Raw genomic sequence first — 17,978 nt, forward strand, 5'->3', positions numbered from 1 at the left:
TCGTAGGTAACGATAAGATAATTTAGGTTTTTTCTAATGACGTGGGGACCAGAAAGTTTATTCCGTTTGGTATTGAAGTTTTGTATTGCTTTCATAACATATAGGGGGATATATATTAAGTTGAAACGCAACAATGAACCGAAATGTTTCATTCAGGTGTTAAAAAAAGTTAAATAATTATGAATTATCAGGTTATCAGCACCTTATACTGAGACACTTTTAACGCCATTGAGGAATTTTACAATATGTTCTGCCGTACGGCTTGAGGCCCCGGGTTCTCCCATGATCTTTGAAAGTTCCCTATAGTCTGCTAGCATCAAAGCGCGCTCTGGCCCACTGGAAATCTCCTTTACATTTTTTGTTAGCATGAACTTATTACATTGCTCCTGAATAAGCTCAGTTACAACTTTTTTATTCATTATTAGATTAACCAGGGAGATAAACTTAATTTTTATCAGCATTCTTGCAATAGCTATGGATATTTTCCCTCCCTTGTAAACAACCACCTGTGGCACATTGAACAGGGCCGTTTCTAAAGTTGCAGTTCCTGAAGCCACAATCGAGGAATGCGCTACTGTCAACAGGTCATAAGTTTGATTAAACACCAATTTAACTTTTTCATTTCCAATGAATTTTTGATAATACGATGGACTAAATGTCGGTGCTGCTGCAATCACGAAGTTATACTCCTCAAATAGCGGAACTATTTCCAGCATTGAAGGTAGGAGGCGTTCTATTTCCTGCTTTCGACTTCCGGGTAAAAGCGCAACAACAGGCTTTTCATCAAGTCCATGTGATTCGAGAAATGAAGGATTAAATTGAAACTGTGCTATTTCATCTAATAAAGGATTACCTACGTAATTTACTTCCATTCCCCAGCGCTTGAAAAATTCAACCTCAAATGGAAGAATACAGAAGAGTTTGTCAACGTCTCTCTTAATTTTTAATACCCGTTTCTGGTTCCATGCCCATACTTTAGGTGAGATGTAATAGCAAACCTTAATTCCTTTTTGCTTTGCAAATTCCGCAATCTTCAAGTTAAAGCCCGGGAAGTCAATTAATATTAAGGTATCGGGACTGTAGCTCAAGACATCAGCCTTGCAAGCCTTCATGTTTCTAAGGATGGTTCTCAGGTTCATCAGCACTTCGGTAAAACCCATAAACGCCATCTCGGCATAATGCTTTACCAGAGTACCACCTTCCGCCAGCATCTTATCGCCGCCATAATAACGAAACTCAGCCTCTGAGTCATATTGCTTCAAAGCCTTAATTAAGTTCGCTCCGTGGAGATCTCCCGAAGCTTCGCCGGCGATTAAGTAATACTTCATTATTGATTGATCTTATAAAAGTAGAACAAAATTGCCCATAAGAAAGTCGCACTGATGACGGCTCGGCCAGTTTGCTCTTTATTTCTATTGAAAAAGTAGTGCATGAACAACGCGTTTACTGCTACCCCTGCTATAAGCAGCAAGTCGGCTTTTTCAAGATAAGCATATTTATGCATCAGGTACCAAATGATAGACAACAGTACACCAGGCACCAAAATGCCCAGACCTAAGCCTATAAAAACTGAATTAGGAAGGTTTTTAAACATTGAAAGTCCAAGAGTTCAATACTGGGATAGCATGATGAGCAGTGAGATCAAATTGGACTGGCACTACAGATACAAATCCATTTTCCAAGGCCCACACATCTGTATCTTCTCCCTTATCATTATTTTGGAAAACACCCGTTAACCAGTAGTAAGGTCTTTCGTACGGATCTTTCCGCTCATCAAACTCCTCTGCCCATTTGGCGTTGGCTTGCCTGCAGATCTTGATTCCTTTAAGATCAGAACCTTTAGGAAAATTCACATTCAATAAAGTCGCAGTTGGGAGACCATGTTCCAATACCTGTAAGGAGATTTCTTTAATGTATTTCTTAGCATGACTGAAGTCCGCTTCCTGACTAAAATCGTCTAATGAGAAACCGATGGAAGGTATGCCTTCAATTGCACCCTCAACAGCAGCAGACATGGTTCCCGAGTAAATTACATTAATAGAGTTATTCAATCCGTGGTTTACGCCAGAAACGCAAAGATCCGGCTTTTTACCTTTGAAAATCTTATTAACTGCAAGTTTTACACAGTCAACCGGCGTACCTGAACATTTGTACATCTCAACCCCTGGATATAAATCCACCCGGTCAAAACGCAATGGTTTGCCAATCGTTATTGCGTGACCCATTCCCGACTGTGGCCCGTCGGGCGCTACTACAACCACGTTTCCGATTTCCTGAACCACCTCAATCAAATTTTTAATCCCAGGAGCGGTGATACCATCGTCGTTTACGACTAAAATATTAGGTTTACCTTGCTGTTTCTTCATATAAAATTGCTCGTTTTGTTGATCGATACAAAAGTACGACAACATATAGTCAGATTTGAATATTATTTTATTGCCTAAGGCAAAAGGTAGGGCAGTTTTATCTAAGTTTGAGCATAACTTATTATAATTTTATGAAGAACAAATTACTACTCCTTGCCTGCCTTCTACTGGCAGGATCAGGGGTTATGGCGCAATCTGGTTATCAATGGAAGACAACCACGTCAGGAGGTTACACTTACAAGTATGTAACGAATGACCCTACTAAGTCACGTTTTTATACTTTAAAGAACGGACTGACGGTTATCCTTTCTCAAAACACCAAAGACCCTAATGTGGAATTCCGTATGGCGGTGAGAGCAGGCAGCAATACTGACCCACGTAATGCCACCGGCTTAGCCCATTATCTGGAACACCTTTTGTTCAAAGGGACAGACAAGTTTGGAACAATGGATTTTGCGAAAGAAAAGCCACTACTTGATAAAATAGATGCGTTATACGAGACTTATAATACGACTACTGACTCTGCAAAACGTAAGGCGATCTATGCCGAAATAGACAAAACATCAGGGTTAGCTTCAAATTATTCTATAGCAAATGAGTATGATAAAATGATGAAAGCCATTGGTGGACAGTCAACTAATGCTCATACCTGGTATGAAGAAACTGTTTACAATGAGGATTTTCCTTCTAATGCAACAGACAAATTTCTGGCATTGCAAGCGGAGCGTTTTCGCAATCCAATTTTCCGAATCTTTCATACAGAGTTAGAAGCAGTATATGAAGAGAAAAACCGCGGCTTGGATAACGACGGATGGAAACTTGATGAACAGATGTCTGAGTTGTTATTTCCAACCCATAATTACGGTCAGCAAACCACTATCGGAACGATCGAGCATTTGAAAAACCCTTCCCTTCTGGAAATCAGAAAGTATTACAACAAATACTATGTTCCAAATAATATGGCTGTGGTACTTTCAGGAGATTTCAATGCTGACGAAATGATTAAGAAGGTTGATCATTCTTTTGCATTTATGCAATCTAAGCCACTTGACCTTTACAATCCAGCTTCGGAGAAACCGTTAATATCGGTTCAAAAAGTTGATGTTTATGGGCCAAGTGCGGAAAGTGTTGAAATGTATTATAGAGGCTATGCACAAAACACCAAACAGAGCTTGATGCTGGATCTGATCTCGAGCATACTCTCAAATGGAAAAGCGGGTTTATTTGACATCAACCTAAATAAACAACAAAAGGTGCTACGTGCTAATGCGGGTTATCAGCAGATGAAAGATTATGGTGTGTTTAGTCTTACAGCCCAACCTAAACAAGGCCAAACCCTTGAGGAAGCACAAAACCTTTTGTTAGATCAAATAGCGTTGCTTAAAAAAGGAGAATTTGATGAATCTCTAATTAAAGCTACAGTTGCTAATACAAAGCTTAATCTCTTGCAGGCTTTTGATAACAATGGTTATAGGGTAGAGACGGCAACTTCAGCCTTCATCATGAATCGCGGTGTAAACTGGAACAAATCATTGAGCACGCCAGATGACATGTCAAAAATCACAAAGCAACAAGTAGTTGATTTTGCCAATACGTTCTTTAAGGCCAATTATGTTGTAGGATTTAAGCACAAAGGAGGTGACAAAAACACTTTAAAAGTAGATAAGCCACTAATTACTCCAATTAATGCTAATGCTGGCGCAACGTCGGATTTTACAAAAAGTCTATTGGCAGCACCTTCGAAGGAAATCGCTCCTAAGTTCCTTGATTATCAAAAAGACCTAAATTTTGGAAAAGTGGGAATTGCTGATGTCATTGCAGTACAAAATAAAGAAAACAGCATTTTTCGTTTATCTTATAGATTTGATATGGGCGCATGGAACTATAAGCTAGAACCTTATGCAGCGCAGTACCTCACTTTTTTGGCAACGGACAAATATTCAGCAGAAGAAATCAGCAAACAATTTTACAACATAGCCTGCAGTTATAGTTTTAATGTGAGTAATGAAACTGCCACTGTAAACATTAGTGGTTTACAAGAAAACTTCGACAAGGCAGTTTCATTAGTTGAGCACATATTTGCAAATTGTAAAGCAAATGAGCAGGCTTTGACTGAACTAAAGAGCCGTATACTGAAATCCAGAGAGAATACGAAATTGAATAAGGGCGCTATCCTTACGGGCTTAATGTCATATGCTCAATATGGTGCAGTTAATCCAACAAATTACGTGTTGACGAATGACGAAGTCAAAGCAATTACTTCAGAGCAGTTGTTATATATCCTGCATAACATTAACAACTATAAACATACCATAACGTATTATGGCCCTCAAACATTGCCTCTTTTTAGCGCTGGTTTAAGTAAGGTTCATAAGCTGCCGACTGAGTTCACTCTGGCTGCTCCTGCAAAGGCGTTTGCATATACACATAACACAACAAACCAGGTTTATTTTGCAGATTATGACATGGTTCAATCTGAAGTAAGGTGGGTACGCAATGGCGGATTGTATGACCCTACTACTTCGCCAAAAATCTCCTTATTCAACAGTTACTTTGGTGGAGGCATGGGATCGATTGTATTTCAAACGATCCGTGAATCAAAAGCTTTGGCTTATTCGACTTTTGCCTTATATTCAGCACCAGACAAGTTGGGAAGAGAGACTTCAATGATCGCCTATGTTGGAAGTCAGGCTGATAAAATGACCGATGCCGTTAATGGAATGAATGAGTTGCTGACTGATTTACCTCAAACAGACAAGTCGTTTGAAGCTTCTAAATACAATGCACTAAATGCAATAGCTACAGACAGAATAACAAAAGATGGTATTATATTTAGCTACCTCGCAGATAAAAAATTAGGCTTTGATCATGATTCAAGAATCGATCAGTTTAATGGATTGAAGCCACTAACATTTGAAGACATCAAGGCTTTCCATACAGGGAATGTTTCGGGTAAGCCATACAATTATTGTATTGTTGCCTCTGAAAAGAAAGTATCGCTTGCCGATATGCAGAAATTTGGAACGGTCAACAAACTGACCTTATCGCAAATCTTTGGATATTAATTTGATTGTAAATAGAAAAGGCTCCGGGTTTCCGGAGCCTTTTCTATTACTATGTCTTATAAACTTTTAATCCAGTCTACAACCTCATCGCGGGTTTTTCCGGTCTTCTGTTGCAGTCTTCCGTAAAGTTCCTCATCTTGTCCTTCTTCGTATTTCAGATCATCATCGGTAAAATCAGCGTATGCTTGTTTCACTTTACCTTTAACTTCATTCCACTTTCCTTTCAATTCTAACTTATCCATGTTTTTGCTTTTTTAAATTAAACATTAGCTGTTGGGTATAAAACATGATAGCATTTGAAAAGTTTTACTGGTTAGCTTTCTGAACGATCTCTTCTACAATTGTAGGGTCAAGTAATGTAGTTATGTCTCCCATGTTTGTGGTATCCCCTTCTGCTATCTTCCTTAAAATACGCCTCATAATCTTTCCGGACCTCGTTTTCGGCAAGCCAGATACAAACAAAATTTTATCCGGCTTGGCAATAGCTCCAATCACACGAGTTACGGTTTGAAGGATGTCTTTGCGGGTAAGGGTCTCATCCTCATGTGCCTTAGGAAAAATCACGAAAGCGTAGATCCCCTGACCTTTTACTTCGTGGGGATAACCGACAACAGCACTTTCAACCACTCCAGCGTGCATGTTGATTGCATTTTCTACTTCTGCCGTTCCTATCCTGTGTCCGGATACATTAATTACATCATCAACCCTTCCGGTGATTCTATAATACCCGTCTTCATCTCTTAAGCAGCCATCCCCTGTAAAGTACAAGTCGGGATAGGTCGAGAAGTAGGTTAGCTTACAACGCTCATGATCGCCATAGGTTGTCCTTAAAATTCCTGGCCAGGGAAACTTTATACAAAGGTTACCGCTGACACCGTTTCCAATCAGTTCCTTACCATTTTCATCAACTAATATAGGCTGAATCCCGGGTAATGGAAGCGTTGCAAAACCGGGCTTAGTAGGCGTAACATATGCAATTGGTGAGATCATAATACCGCCTGTTTCCGTTTGCCACCAGGTATCTACGATCGGTGCATTACCTTTGCCCACATGCTCATCGAACCAGTGCCAGGCTTCTTCATTGATTGGTTCTCCTACTGAACCCAGTACTCTTATTGTGCTCATGTCAATACCGTTCAAAGGTTCCAAGCCGAAGCTCATGAGAGACCTGATCGCAGTTGGTGCGGTATATAAGATATTTACTTTATGCTTTTCTACGATCTGCCACATACGGGAGGCGTCAGGATAAGTAGGCACGCCTTCGAACATCAGAGTTGTAGCTCCTTGTGATAGTGGCCCGTAAACGATGTAAGAGTGGCCTGTAATCCAGCCGATATCAGCGGTACAGAAAAACACTTCTTCCGGCTGATAATTAAATACGTTAGCAAAAGTATACCCTGCATAAACCATATAACCCCCAATAGTATGCACAACGCCTTTAGGCTTACCTGTGGATCCTGATGTGTATAGGATGAACAAAAGATCTTCCGCATCCATTTCCTCAGCTGGACAATCCGTATTTACAAGCTTAATTTCATCCTCCCACCAAATATCTCTGCCTTTAAGCATGGATACAGGAGTTCTGGTATGGGTAAGCACGACGACTCTTTCGACGGTTGGACAAGCGATCAACGCATCGTCAATCACTTCTTTGAGCGGTATTTGTTTACTTCCACGAAAAGCACCATCGGCGGTGATTACAATCTTACATGCTGCATCATTGATGCGATCAGCAATGGACTTCGCAGAAAATCCACCAAACACTACCGAATGCACTGCACCAATTCTAGCGCAGGCAAGCACGGCAACCGCTAGTTCTGGAACCATCGGCATATAGATACACACCCTGTCCCCTTTTTTAACATCATTTTTTTTGAGCACATTGGCGAACCTGCAAACCTGTTCGTGAAGAATCTTATAAGTTAAGGTCACGCTATCACGATGCGGATCATTTGGTTCCCAAATGATCGCAGGCTTGTCGCCATTCTTTTCCAGATGCCTGTCTAAACAATTTTCAGTGATATTCAGTTTGGCTCCTTCAAACCATTTTATTTCGGGTTCAGAAAAATTCCAGGACAGGACCTTGTCCCATTTCCTTTTCCATACAAATTGTTCGGCAATACCAGCCCAGAACTCTTCGGGTTGGTCTATACTAAACTGATAGGTTTCCTTATATTTGTCAAGTGAAGTAATCTGCATATTTGGTGTGATTTCAATCTCTAAAACTCAAACTTAGAGAAAAATGCGGTTAGTCTAAACAATATTTAGTTGAAAATAATTCAGTTGGGTTCTTGATGATTACAAATATTTTATTGATATTTGCACACTCTTAAAAAATTAAGCAGAATAACAATTAACAATATATAATAAGGCATGTCTAGAGTTTGTGATCTAACCGGAAAAATGGCAATGACAGGTTTTAATGTTTCTCACTCAAACGTTAAAACTAAGCGTAAGTTTTATCCCAACTTACAACTTCAGAAATTTTATATTCCTGATGAGGATCGTTGGATAACACTGAAAGTATCTACTTCAGCTATCAAAACCATTAATAAAATTGGTATTACAGAAGCAATTAACCGCTTCATGAAAAAAGGATTTTTGTAGAAAACATTGGTTGATGTGAATCAACCTTAACATTAAAAAAATGGCTAAAAAAGGCAACAGAGTACAAGTTATTCTAGAGTGTACAGAACATAAAACCAGTGGCATGCCTGGTATGTCTAGATATATCACTACCAAAAACCGTAAAAACACTACTGAGCGTTTAGAATTGAAAAAATTCAATCCGGTAATGAGAAAAGTAACGGTTCATAAAGAAATTAAGTAATACATTTTTCGTATTCATTAAATACAAATCTATTTAGATCATGGCAAAGAAAGTAGTTGCGACCCTGAAAACGGGTAAAGGAAAAGAATATTCGAAAGTTATCACAATGGCGAAGTCACCTAAAGGTGCTTATTCTTTCAAAGAAGTTATTGTTCATAACGATCACGTTGCTGATGCAATCGCATCTAAAAAATAATATTAATATTTTTTAATATTAAAGCCGTCCCTTTATTCTGGGAGGGCTTTTTTTGTTTTGTTATACATTATTATGGGTTTATTCGATTTTTTCAAGAAGAAAGAAACTGCTCCGGAAGCTCAAGCGGCCCTGGATAAGGGATTAGAAAAAACTAAATCAGGATTTCTTACCAAAATTACTAAAGCCGTAGCGGGTAAGTCTACGGTCGACGATGATGTTTTGGATAATCTGGAAGAGGTTCTTGTCACTTCTGATGTGGGCGTTAGTACCACCCTTAAAATAATTGATAGAATCCAGGCCCGTGTAGCTAAGGATAAATATTTATCAACTACTGAGCTTCACAACCTGCTTCGGGATGAGATCCAACTGTTACTTGCTGAGAACAACAGTAACGATTTCCGAAGTTTCGAATATGGCGGCGAGCATAAGCCATACGTTATTATGGTAGTTGGCGTTAATGGTGTAGGCAAAACAACCACCATTGGTAAACTTGCACACAAACTTAAAGCTGAAAATTTGAAGGTAGTATTGGGAGCAGCCGATACCTTCAGGGCAGCAGCGGTTGAGCAAATCAAGCTTTGGGGCGAGCGTGTCGGTGTTAGAGTGGTAGCACAGGCAATGGGATCTGATCCTGCCTCTGTTGCTTTTGACACTTTACAGTCTGCAGTAGCAAACGGTGAGGATGTGGTAATTATAGATACTGCGGGCCGATTACATAATAAAGTGGGGTTGATGAATGAGCTAGGCAAGATTAAAAATGTGATGAACAGGGTTGTTCCTGGTGCTCCACATGAGATACTTCTAGTGCTTGATGGTTCTACTGGCCAAAACGCATTTGAACAATGCAAACAATTTACAGAAGCAACGGATGTAAATGCATTGGCAATTACCAAGTTAGACGGTACTGCTAAAGGCGGTGTGGTGATTGGAATATCTGATCAGTTCAAAATCCCAGTCAAGTATATTGGCGTGGGAGAAAGTATGGATGACTTACAATTGTTCGACAAGAAGGCTTTTGTTGATAGCCTATTCAATTAAATACAAATACATATACATGAATACTAAAACAATATCTAAAATTATACCCGTTAAAAAACCCAGAGTTAACGTCATTACCCTAGGTTGTTCAAAGAACACCTATGATTCTGAAGTGTTAATGGGTCAATTGCGGGGCAATAGCATGGATGTTGTTCACGAAGCAAATAGCGTGGGTAAAGACGACATTGTAGTTATCAATACCTGTGGGTTTATAGATAATGCCAAGCAAGAATCTATTGACACTATTTTGCAGTATAGTGAGCTTAAAGAGCAAGGTAAGATATCGAAGGTGATTGTAACCGGATGCCTTTCTGAGCGATACAAACCGGAATTAGAGGCTGAGATAACTAATGTTGATGCGTTTTTTGGCACCAACGATTTAAATAACCTGCTGCATTCATTGGGCGCAAATTATAAGCATGAGCTGATTGGTGAGCGATTGCTAACTACTCCAGCTCACTTCGCATACTTTAAGATTGCTGAGGGATGTAATCGCCCCTGCTCGTTTTGTGCCATTCCATTAATGCGCGGTAAACACGTTTCCCGTGATATGCATGAGTTGGTAAATGAGGCTAAGATACTTGCAGCAAACGGAACGAAAGAACTGATACTTATCGCCCAGGATCTTACCTATTACGGCCTGGATATTTACGGAAAAAGGAACCTTGATGAATTGCTACGCAGATTATCTGACGTTCCCGGTATCGAGTGGATCAGACTACAATATGCCTATCCATCTGGATTTCCTATGGAAATACTCGATGCAATGAATGAGCGTGAAAACATCTGCAAGTACCTTGATATGCCATTACAGCATATTACCGATAATATGTTGAAATCTATGCGTCGCGGAATAACGAAGCAAAAAACGATAGATATTGTAAATCAGATAAGAGATAAGGTTCCTGGCATTGCTATGCGTACTACTCTAATTTGTGGTTATCCTGGAGAGACTCAAGAAGACTTTGAAGAAATGATGAATTGGGTAGAAGAAACACGTTTTGACCGTTTAGGTTGTTTTACTTACTCTCATGAAGAGAAAACACACGCACACAACTTGATAGATAATGTCCCGGATGAGATTAAACAGGAACGTGTAGATGCGATAATGGAAATCCAACAAGGTATCTCTTTTGATATCAATCAGGAAAAGATCGGAAATACCTATAAAGTCTTGGTTGATCGGAAAGAAGGTGAATTTTTAATTGGAAGAACTGAATTCGATTCTCCAGAGGTCGACAATGAAGTTCTAATCGATGCGATTACCGGATATGCCGCTGTAGGTAGTTTTGTTAACGTAAAAATAGATCGTGCTGAAGATTTCGATCTGTATGGACGGATTGTAAAATAAAAGCTGGATCTTACGAAGTGTAGTATATTAATTTAAATTCGTGGCAATGCAGGCTAAATACATCTCTTACAAGGAAACCAACGCTTTCTCTGCTGCCATTCTTGACTACATTAGTGGCAAAGATCAGCTGAAACCTTTTTATCAATTTAGTCCGGACTTAAATGGATTTCGGGACGCGATTGCAAAGCGAAACTTTCAAGGTGACAGAGCAACGCTGGTTGAGGTTTTGCACGATCAGTATAGTTCCATCAAAACATCGAGCAGTGTCAAAGCTAACTTGAACTTACTGGCTGATGAACGTACATTCACTATTACTACAGGCCATCAGCTGAACATTTTTACAGGTCCGCTTTACTTCATATATAAGATCGTAACTGCGATTAATCTTTCTGAGCAACTGAAGCAAGAGTTCCCGGATTTTAACTTTGTACCTGTTTATTGGATGGCTACAGAAGACCATGACTTTGAAGAGATCAATCATGTGAAACTGGAGGACAAGATGCTAACCTGGGAAAAGAAGGCAGCGGGTGCAACTGGCAAGCTTAATCCCAAAGACATAGAGGAAGTCCTCAATGCCTACAAGGGCTTTTTAGGTATAAGTGATAACGGTTTAAGTCTTTCACAGATTGTTGAAGAAGCTTACTCTCGTCATGATAATTTAACTGACGCAACTCGCGAGCTTGTAGATGCATTGTTCGGACGCTATGGGTTAGTGTGCATCGATGCTGATGAAACGGCTTTGAAAAGGCAATTTGCTCAGATCATCCAGAAGGATATCATTGAAGAAAACAGTTCTAAATACATAGCGGAAAGCAACGCTAAACTTGAAGAACTCGGATACAAACCGCAGGTTAACCCCAGAGAGATTAACTTTTTTTACATGATTGACGGTCTTCGAGAGCGAATAATAGAGGAAATGGGAAGCTATAAAGTACATCATTCCGACATTCGCTTTTCTGCAGAAGAACTAAAAGAAGAGATTAGCGATTACCCCGAGCGTTTTAGCCCTAATGTTGTCATGCGCCCTGTTTATCAGGAGTTAATTTTACCGAATCTCGCCTATATAGGAGGCGGTGCGGAAATCACTTATTGGCTGCAGCTTAAGGCAAATTTTATTCACTACAACATTGATTTCCCTGTACTGATCTTGAGGAATTCTGCACAATTCATAGATAAAAGGACGGCCCAACGAATGCATATTCTCGGCATCTCTCAACGGGATATTTTCAATGACACACTACTTCTCAAAAATGAGTGGATAAAATCCCATGTCAATATACAGTTGACTCTCAAGGATGAGGAGAGGACGCTTAACGCGTTATTCGATCAAATAAAGCTCAACGCTTATAAGATCGATAAAACACTTTCACAGTCGGTTGATGCTGCTAAAACTAGGGCATCAAGACTTATCAGTAATCTTGAGAAGAAAATGCTTAGGGCGGAAAAGAGAAAGCATACAACTTCGCTCGCACAAATTGAAAACCTAAAGGCAAAGCTATTTCCATCAGATGGTTTGCAAGAGCGTACTATGAATATCGCCCCGATGTATGTGTTATATGGCGATGAATTTATCGACTTCCTGGTTCAAAGCTTTAAGCCGCTGGACTTCCAATTTACCATCCTATTTGCTTAACTGATGACCTTTATAACCTTTCCCGAACAGCAACTTCGTGCGTTCACTAAGTCGGTTTTTCTTAAAATGGGCTGCCCTACTAATGATGCTGACCTTGCAACAGATGTTTTATTAAAGTCTGACTTAAGAGGAATTGACTCGCATGGAGTTGCTCGTCTTAGCGGGTACATCCGCTTATGGGAAAAAGAACGAATCAATCCAAAACCTAACATCAGAATAGTCCACGAGACGCCTACAACTGCCACAATAGACGGAGATGCTGGCCTTGGATTAGTTGTGGCGCCCTTTGCTATGAAAGTAGCCATCGAAAAAGCAAAAGTATACGGAAGCGGCTGGGTGGCTGTTAAAAATTCCAATCATTTCGGGATTGCAGCTTACCATTCGTTAATGGCTGTAGAACAGGATATGATTGGTATAAGCATGACCAATGCAAGCCCACTCGTTGCTCCAACTTATGCCAATGAACGCCTTTTAGGGACAAATCCAATGTGCTATGGCTTCCCTGCCGGAAAATATCCACCGGTAATCGTTGATATGGCAACGGCGGCCGCAGCTAATGGTAAGCTTGAGATTGCGCAACGTGCCAATCTTCCAATTCCCGAAGGTTGGGCACAAGATAAATCAGGAAATCCTACGACTGATCCGAATGAACTGAAAGCAGGGGGTTCCTTGTTGCCACTTGGAAGTGATAAAGAACATGGGAGTCATAAGGGCTATGGACTTAGCGCAACAGTCGATATTTTATCTGCAGTACTATCCGGCGCCAATTACGGCCCATGGGTGCCGCCATTTGTCGCATTTCTTGAGCCGTCTGCGAACCCAGTGGGTGAAGGAATTGGTCACTTCTTAGGCGCTATGCGAATAGATGGGTTTAGACCTGCACAAGACTTTAAAGATCATCTGGATAACTGGATAGAACGCTTTAAAAGCGCAAAGACGATTGATCCAGATAAGAAAGTAATCATTCCGGGAGAACCGGAGTATGCTTTTGAGATTGATCGTAAAAAAAACGGCATCCCGTTGATAGATGCCGTTGTAAACGATTTAAATGAACTCGCTTCCAAATTAGGCGTTGAAGGTTTAGTTTATTCCTCTCAATAGTCTGTTCCAGCGGATCTTTCCGAACCATGACCCATTGGTATCATAGCTCATCCAAATGAATAACGCTTTACCTACTATGTGATCTTCTGGTACAAAACCCCAATATCTTGAATCTAATGAATTGTGCCTGTTATCACCCATCATCCAGTAATAGTCCATCTTGAAAGTATAACTGCTTGCCGGCTGCCCATTGATCAGCCATCCTGTACCCGATTTCTCTACTTTGTTACCTTCATAGATCCTAATGCTCCTTTCATACAAAGGCATCGTGTTACTGTCTAACTGAACCGTCCAACCCTTTTTAGGAATTTGCACAGGACCAAAGTTGTCTACATTCCACTTTCTTTTGGCGTCAAATGGAAACACGTCTGACTCCGCTTCTCCGGAGGCTGCAGATAGTTCTCTCACCGATCCGACAAAGTCAAGCTTCTTCACCTCATTCATCATTGGCTCCGTTGCAGTAAATTTATAGGAACCATCAGATTGCGGATAAATATCCGGATAGTCGCCATTTAAATTAAAGCCCATCTCCTCGAATATGCCGAAATTGACCTCTGCACTCTTGAACTTAACTTCGTAAGTGAATTGACCGGTATTCTTCAGTTTTTCTGGCTTTCCATTAACTGATACCAAGCCATTTTTCATGGATATAATATCCCCTGCGATACCTATACATCTCTTGATGTAATTTTCTCTTTTATCAACAGGCCTGTAAATGATGGTATAAGAAGAGTTGATCTGCTTCCAGCTTGTATTTCTCACCATCCTGTAATAATCGTTATCCTGCGCTTCAACAGCTACTGTATCGCCTTGCGGATAGTTAAACACTACAACATCATTTCTTTTGATCTCTTGTAAACCAGGTAATCTCCTATACTTCCATTGAACGCCGTCCCAGTATGCCTTTGTACTTGTGGTGTATGGCATCGTATGATGCGCAAATGGAAAAGCAACCGGAGTCATTGGTATACGTGCGCCATAATTAACTTTACTTACAAATAAAAAGTCTCCTATTAACAAAGAGCGCTCCATTGATCCAGTTGGAATCGTATAGGCTTCAATAAAGAATACACGAATTATAGTAGCAGCTATTACAGCGAAAAGGATGGCATCAACCCATTCCCTGCTCTTGGTCTTTTTCTTTTTTGGCTTACCATCGTTATTCTTTTGCCAGAATTTCCAACTCATATTGTATCTTATTTAAAATTAAATATATCAGTGATATTATAAAAGCCCTGTCGGTTTTCTAACCATTCTGCGGCAACAATTGCACCTAGTGCGAAACCAGAGCGACTATGTGCAGTATGTTTAAATTCAATCTCATCAACCTCAGAGCTATAAACTACGGTGTGTGTACCAGGGATGTTCTCAATCCTATGCGATTCAATCAACAGCTCTTCTTTTTTCAAAATGTTTTCGAAGGGAGTTCCGATCAGTTCATTGACCCATTCTGTTTTGCGATCAAGGTTATCAATGATCCCTTCAGCAATCGTCATGGCCGTCCCGCTTGGTGAATCCAACTTTTGAGTATGATGAATCTCTTCTACCTGAACTTCATATGCAGGAAAGTTGTTCATTAACTTTGCCAGCATCTTATTCATATGAAAGAAAATATTAACCCCAATACTAAAGTTCGACCCATAAAGCAGCGTATTGTTACTTGTGAGGCACTCATTCTTTACTTCTTGCAACTGCCCATACCATCCAGTCGTGCCAACTACAACAGGTAAATTCGCTGTAAAACAGGCATATATATTTTCTAAGGCTGCATCAGGAGCACTGAAGTCTATAGCCACATCTGCCTTACGCAGATTGGATTCAGTTAATTCTTCTTTATTGTCACCCGCTATCTTCAACACAATTTCGTGACCTCTATCTATGGCGAAACGTTCAATGATTTGACCCATTTTACCGTATCCGAGTAAAGCTATTTTCATTATTATTCTCTGTTAATTTGTTGAAACCAAAGCTTCAGATTAAGTATCTCTTAATTGCAAAGATATTATAAAGCAAGTGTAATTCTTAATCCGGGAGATACCGGACTAAAGCCATACATGCTGCCAGTATTAAGAAGGCCTGGCCTGACCTTGAAAGTAACCTCACCAACATCGAAATATTTCAATCTTGCGTCTATGTATGCCTCAATAATATTTAAAAGGTATAGCCCTGCCATTGAGAATATAACTACCTCCCTGTTCCTTCTGGCATTATCCTTAGCTGCAACGAGGCCAGGCGAAGGGTATGCTTCATACTGACTTCCAGGCTTAGCAACTCCACCATTGGCTGCTCTGGCATTAATCTCGGCCAAAAAGTCTTTGTATTTTTTACTGTTGTCGATATAAGACAGGGTTAGCAACGTACCTCCAGTATAAATACCAGCAACCTTCAATAAACGATAAAACGTAACTCCGTTTCTAATCTGTCCAAGACCCGGAAGAATTGCTGAGCTTATCGCTGCGCGTCGCCCCTGGATCTTACCCATGTTGATGTATTTAGGTTTTAACGTGTCGGTACCAGCAGATTTCAACGTATCCAATCTATTGGTATCCGGGCGTCCAGTTGAAGGCACAGGCCGAACTTGTCCATGAACTGCAAAAGCAGTCAACATTAACAATACAAATATTAACCTATACATCACCAGTCAAGTAATTCCAGAATTCTACTTAAATCATCTTGAGAACCGAAGGGGATTTCAATTGCACCCTTTCCATTTTCAGAGACCTTAAGCTTCACCCGTGTAGAAAACTTCGAAGTAAGTTCCCTCTGCAGCTTTTGATACTCGAAAGAGATAGGCGCGGACTTTTTACCAGGTTTCGCATCCGGTATAATCCCTATGTTTCTAACCAGTTCCTCTACTTTACGTACAGAAAGGCCTTTGTCGATAATCTCATGGTGAATAAACAATTGCTGTTCCGTGCTTTCCACGCTGATCAACGCCCTTGCATGTCCCATAGATATTTTTCCGTCTCTGATGGATACCTGAATTGCCGGAGGCAACTTCAATAACCTAAGATAGTTGGTTACAGTAGACCGGTTTTTACCAACCCGTTCTCCAAGTTGCTCCTGTTTAAAATTACACTCTTCCATCATTCTCTGGAAACTTAACGCCACCTCAATCGCATTCAGGTTTTCACGTTGAATGTTCTCGATAAGCGCCATTTCCAGCATCTGTTGGTCATTCGCCAGGCGAATATATGCGGGGATCTCAGTTAAACCAGCCAACTTAGAAGCCCTAAGCCTCCGTTCCCCTGCAATTAACTGATAACCACCGCTATCTTTTTTCCTTACTGTTATTGGCTGAATCAGACCCTGGATTTTAATAGACTCCGACAGTTCGTTTAGTGCGACCTGATCAAATTCGGTACGCGGCTGGAAAGGATTGGTCTCGACATCATTGATGTTTACATTGCCGATACTGTTGCCGTTCTTGCTCTCTGGCTTGGTTTCCCCAGTTGGAATAACGCCACCGCTCTTAGGCAGATTAACGGCATCGGAGTCGTCCAAAAGCGCACTCAATCCCCTACCTAAACCCGTTTTTCGCTGAAAAGATGTCATCAATACTTATTTAATAATAGCTGTAGTCTCGCTTTCCAATTCTTTAACCATCCCATTCTTACGAACGATCTCTCTTGCAAGGTTCAAATAGTTTATCGCACCTTTACAATTTGCATCGTGCATAATTACTGAAACTCCATAGCTAGGCGCCTCACTTAAACGGGTATTTCGTTGAATGATCGTTTCAAAAACCAGATCCTGGAAATGCGTCCTAACTTCCTCCACAACCTGATTAGAAAGTCGCAAACGTACGTCATACATTGTTAACAAAATTCCTTCAATCTCCAACTCAGGATTTAAACGGTTCTGCACAATTTTAATTGTATTCAACAACTTACCCAGACCTTCCAGAGCGAAATACTCGCACTGGACCGGGATAATCACAGAATCAGCAGCCGTTAATGCGTTGATGGTAATCAAACCTAAAGATGGAGAGCAGTCGACGATGATAAAGTCGTACTGATCTTTGATCTTTTCCAAAACAGCTTTCATTTTATATTCCCTGTTGTTCAGGTTGATCATTTCTATTTCTGCACCTACCAGATCAATATGTGCAGGTAAAAGGTCAAGATTTGGAGTCTCCGTTTTCTGAATGGCTTCAGATGGCTCAATATCATTGATGATACATTCGTAAATGCTATTCTTAATAGCTCTTGGGTCAAATCCGATGCCTGAGGTCGAATTTGCCTGAGGGTCTGCATCAACTAATAACGTTTTATATTCCAGTACTGCTAAACTTGCGGCCAGATTGATGGATGAAGTAGTTTTACCAACACCACCTTTCTGATTTGCTAATGCAATAATTTTACTCATCTATTCTATAACTAGGTTCAATTGTTGTGT

At 40.3% G+C, this 17,978-nt stretch carries 18 protein-coding genes; 8 read left to right on the top strand and 10 right to left on the bottom strand.

The annotated features are described in order from the left end of the window. Positions 1–203: 203 nt before the first annotated feature. The 3 genes from lpxB to surE are packed head-to-tail and all read right to left on the bottom strand — an operon-like array spanning position 204 to position 2,366. Entirely contained in the window at positions 204–1,328 is a 1,125-nt protein-coding gene (lpxB, locus tag WKF66_RS21035; RefSeq protein ID WP_489676478.1) for a lipid-A-disaccharide synthase, read from the bottom strand. Beyond that, the gene (locus tag WKF66_RS21040; protein ID WP_489676479.1) at positions 1,328–1,594 is read right to left on the bottom strand and encodes a stationary phase survival protein SurE; all 267 of its coding nucleotides are present in this window, start codon (positions 1,592–1,594) and stop codon (positions 1,328–1,330) included. The genes lpxB and WKF66_RS21040 overlap by 1 nt, the downstream gene beginning before the upstream one ends. Beyond that, a complete protein-coding gene (gene surE / locus WKF66_RS21045) occupies positions 1,587–2,366 on the bottom strand; it encodes a 5'/3'-nucleotidase SurE (protein ID WP_489676480.1) in 780 nt (259 codons plus the stop codon). The genes WKF66_RS21040 and surE overlap by 8 nt, the downstream gene beginning before the upstream one ends. 131 nt (positions 2,367–2,497) lie before the next feature. Here surE and WKF66_RS21050 point away from each other — a divergent pair, with 131 nt between their 5' ends. Beyond that, positions 2,498–5,431 carry a M16 family metallopeptidase gene (locus WKF66_RS21050; protein ID WP_489676481.1) on the top strand — a complete coding sequence of 978 codons (2,934 nt, stop codon included), beginning with the start codon at positions 2,498–2,500 and terminating at the stop codon, positions 5,429–5,431. Between the two features lie 56 nt (positions 5,432–5,487). Here WKF66_RS21050 and WKF66_RS21055 read toward each other — a convergent pair whose 3' ends face one another. Further along, positions 5,488–5,673: a CsbD family protein gene (locus WKF66_RS21055; RefSeq protein WP_489676482.1), complete on the bottom strand. Its 186-nt coding sequence runs from the start codon at positions 5,671–5,673 to the stop codon at positions 5,488–5,490. 64 nt (positions 5,674–5,737) lie between these two features. Further along, on the bottom strand, positions 5,738–7,630 hold the full coding sequence (acs, locus tag WKF66_RS21060) for an acetate--CoA ligase (protein WP_489676483.1): 1,893 nt from the start codon (positions 7,628–7,630) through the stop codon (positions 5,738–5,740). A gap of 174 nt (positions 7,631–7,804) precedes the next feature. Between acs and rpmB the strand changes: the two genes are divergently transcribed. The 7 genes from rpmB to WKF66_RS21095 all read left to right on the top strand — a co-directional run bounded on the left by rpmB (position 7,805) and on the right by WKF66_RS21095 (position 13,580). Beyond that, positions 7,805–8,038, top strand: coding sequence for a 50S ribosomal protein L28 (rpmB, locus tag WKF66_RS21065; RefSeq protein ID WP_489676484.1), 234 nt, complete (start codon positions 7,805–7,807; stop codon positions 8,036–8,038). A 40-nt stretch (positions 8,039–8,078) separates the two neighbouring features. Beyond that, a complete protein-coding gene (gene rpmG, locus WKF66_RS21070) occupies positions 8,079–8,261 on the top strand; it encodes a 50S ribosomal protein L33 (protein ID WP_489676485.1) in 183 nt (60 codons plus the stop codon). Between the two features lie 40 nt (positions 8,262–8,301). Continuing rightward, positions 8,302–8,457: a DUF4295 domain-containing protein gene (locus WKF66_RS21075; protein WP_489676486.1), complete on the top strand. Its 156-nt coding sequence runs from the start codon at positions 8,302–8,304 to the stop codon at positions 8,455–8,457. A 72-nt stretch (positions 8,458–8,529) separates the two neighbouring features. Then, complete coding sequence (gene ftsY, locus WKF66_RS21080; protein ID WP_489676487.1) at positions 8,530–9,495, top strand: signal recognition particle-docking protein FtsY; 966 nt, start codon at positions 8,530–8,532, stop codon at positions 9,493–9,495. Between the two features lie 16 nt (positions 9,496–9,511). Further along, positions 9,512–10,846, top strand: coding sequence for a 30S ribosomal protein S12 methylthiotransferase RimO (gene rimO, locus WKF66_RS21085; protein ID WP_489676488.1), 1,335 nt, complete (start codon positions 9,512–9,514; stop codon positions 10,844–10,846). 46 nt (positions 10,847–10,892) lie between these two features. Beyond that, positions 10,893–12,479 carry a bacillithiol biosynthesis cysteine-adding enzyme BshC gene (gene bshC, locus WKF66_RS21090; RefSeq protein WP_489676489.1) on the top strand — a complete coding sequence of 529 codons (1,587 nt, stop codon included), beginning with the start codon at positions 10,893–10,895 and terminating at the stop codon, positions 12,477–12,479. A gap of 3 nt (positions 12,480–12,482) precedes the next feature. Further along, a complete protein-coding gene (locus WKF66_RS21095; protein ID WP_489676490.1) occupies positions 12,483–13,580 on the top strand; it encodes an Ldh family oxidoreductase in 1,098 nt (365 codons plus the stop codon). Here WKF66_RS21095 and lepB read toward each other — a convergent pair. The 5 genes from lepB to WKF66_RS21120 form a co-directional block, all read right to left on the bottom strand. Further along, entirely contained in the window at positions 13,560–14,768 is a 1,209-nt protein-coding gene (gene lepB / locus WKF66_RS21100; RefSeq protein WP_489676491.1) for a signal peptidase I, read from the bottom strand. The genes WKF66_RS21095 and lepB overlap by 21 nt on opposite strands. An 8-nt stretch (positions 14,769–14,776) precedes the next feature. Beyond that, complete coding sequence (gene dapB, locus WKF66_RS21105; protein WP_489676492.1) at positions 14,777–15,517, bottom strand: 4-hydroxy-tetrahydrodipicolinate reductase; 741 nt, start codon at positions 15,515–15,517, stop codon at positions 14,777–14,779. Positions 15,518–15,582: 65 nt separating this feature from the next. Next, a complete protein-coding gene (locus tag WKF66_RS21110; RefSeq protein WP_489676493.1) occupies positions 15,583–16,215 on the bottom strand; it encodes a DUF5683 domain-containing protein in 633 nt (210 codons plus the stop codon). Beyond that, the gene (locus WKF66_RS21115) at positions 16,215–17,135 is read right to left on the bottom strand and encodes a ParB/RepB/Spo0J family partition protein (RefSeq protein WP_489676494.1); all 921 of its coding nucleotides are present in this window, start codon (positions 17,133–17,135) and stop codon (positions 16,215–16,217) included. Before WKF66_RS21115 ends, WKF66_RS21110 begins: the two co-directional genes overlap by 1 nt. A 6-nt stretch (positions 17,136–17,141) precedes the next feature. Next, positions 17,142–17,948 (bottom strand): ParA family protein, encoded by an 807-nt coding sequence (locus tag WKF66_RS21120; protein ID WP_489676495.1) that lies wholly within the window; start codon positions 17,946–17,948, stop codon positions 17,142–17,144. Positions 17,949–17,978: the final 30 nt, after the last annotated feature.

This window comes from Pedobacter sp. (assembly GCF_037719805.1).
Taxonomy (GTDB): Bacteria; Bacteroidota; Bacteroidia; order Sphingobacteriales; family Sphingobacteriaceae; genus Pedobacter.

Bases quoted from the DNA above. Each gene is read 5' to 3' on its own strand.
- WKF66_RS21075 (WP_489676486.1), top strand. From the start codon at position 8,302: ATGGCAAAGAAAGTAGTTGCGACCCTGAAAACGGGTAAAGGAAAAGAA.
- WKF66_RS21120 (WP_489676495.1), bottom strand. From the start codon at position 17,948: ATGAGTAAAATTATTGCATTAGCAAATCAGAAAGGTGGTGTTGGTAAA.
- bshC (WP_489676489.1), top strand. From the start codon at position 10,893: ATGCAGGCTAAATACATCTCTTACAAGGAAACCAACGCTTTCTCTGCT.
- lepB (WP_489676491.1), bottom strand. From the start codon at position 14,768: ATGAGTTGGAAATTCTGGCAAAAGAATAACGATGGTAAGCCAAAAAAG.
- surE (WP_489676480.1), bottom strand. From the start codon at position 2,366: ATGAAGAAACAGCAAGGTAAACCTAATATTTTAGTCGTAAACGACGAT.
- WKF66_RS21040 (WP_489676479.1), bottom strand. From the start codon at position 1,594: ATGTTTAAAAACCTTCCTAATTCAGTTTTTATAGGCTTAGGTCTGGGC.
- WKF66_RS21110 (WP_489676493.1), bottom strand. From the start codon at position 16,215: ATGTATAGGTTAATATTTGTATTGTTAATGTTGACTGCTTTTGCAGTT.
- ftsY (WP_489676487.1), top strand. From the start codon at position 8,530: ATGGGTTTATTCGATTTTTTCAAGAAGAAAGAAACTGCTCCGGAAGCT.
- WKF66_RS21095 (WP_489676490.1), top strand. From the start codon at position 12,483: ATGACCTTTATAACCTTTCCCGAACAGCAACTTCGTGCGTTCACTAAG.
- WKF66_RS21115 (WP_489676494.1), bottom strand. From the start codon at position 17,135: ATGACATCTTTTCAGCGAAAAACGGGTTTAGGTAGGGGATTGAGTGCG.
- lpxB (WP_489676478.1), bottom strand. From the start codon at position 1,328: ATGAAGTATTACTTAATCGCCGGCGAAGCTTCGGGAGATCTCCACGGA.
- rpmG (WP_489676485.1), top strand. From the start codon at position 8,079: ATGGCTAAAAAAGGCAACAGAGTACAAGTTATTCTAGAGTGTACAGAA.
- dapB (WP_489676492.1), bottom strand. From the start codon at position 15,517: ATGAAAATAGCTTTACTCGGATACGGTAAAATGGGTCAAATCATTGAA.
- WKF66_RS21055 (WP_489676482.1), bottom strand. From the start codon at position 5,673: ATGGATAAGTTAGAATTGAAAGGAAAGTGGAATGAAGTTAAAGGTAAA.
- acs (WP_489676483.1), bottom strand. From the start codon at position 7,630: ATGCAGATTACTTCACTTGACAAATATAAGGAAACCTATCAGTTTAGT.
- WKF66_RS21050 (WP_489676481.1), top strand. From the start codon at position 2,498: ATGAAGAACAAATTACTACTCCTTGCCTGCCTTCTACTGGCAGGATCA.
- rpmB (WP_489676484.1), top strand. From the start codon at position 7,805: ATGTCTAGAGTTTGTGATCTAACCGGAAAAATGGCAATGACAGGTTTT.
- rimO (WP_489676488.1), top strand. From the start codon at position 9,512: ATGAATACTAAAACAATATCTAAAATTATACCCGTTAAAAAACCCAGA.